General features: G+C 70.4%; 1 protein-coding gene. It reads right to left on the bottom strand.

Features of this window, described 5'->3' with window-relative positions:
• A partial coding sequence (locus AC1DF3_RS37065; protein WP_478142823.1) for a sigma 54-interacting transcriptional regulator occupies window positions 1-599 on the bottom strand: 599 nt, incomplete at both ends.

The raw sequence follows: 599 nt of genomic DNA, 5'->3' as shown, positions 1-599 counted from the left end.
CCCGCGACGGCGCCCGGCCCGTGCTGCCCGGGCGTGAGCCATCGCTCGTCGATCACCTCGCCTTCCGCCATCACCCAGGCGCGTTGCACGGCGTTGCGCAGTTCGCGCACGTTGCCGGGCCAGGGGTAGCCGGCCAGACGCGCGAGCGCGCCCGGCGCGAAGCGCTTGCGCTGGTGCTCCTGCTCCTCGAGTTCGCGCAGGAAGCTGTCCGCCAGCATCGGCACGTCCTCGAGGCGCTCGCGCAGCGGCGGCAGGTGGATCGGGAAGACATTGACCCGATAGAACAGATCCTCGCGCAGCGATCCGTCSGCGACCGCCTGCGCGGCGTCCCGGTTGGTGGCGGCGATGATCCTGACGTCGGTCTGCTGCACCTGGGTCGAGCCGACCCGCATGAAGGTGGCGCTTTCGAGAACGCGCAAGAGCTTGACCTGGAGCGCGGGCGGCATCTCGGTGAGCTCGTCGAGGAACAGCGTGCCGCCGCGGGCACGCTCGAAGAAGCCGTGATGCTGGCGGTCGGCGCCGGTGAAGCTGCCGCGCTCGTGGCCGAAGATCTCGCTCTCGATCAGGTTCGGCGACAACGCGCCGCAATTGACCGCGAG

Source organism: Variovorax sp. 10N432, from assembly GCF_056394465.1.
The sequence above is the reverse complement of the archived record's forward strand: the minus strand, read 5'-3'. Positions and strand labels throughout refer to the sequence as shown.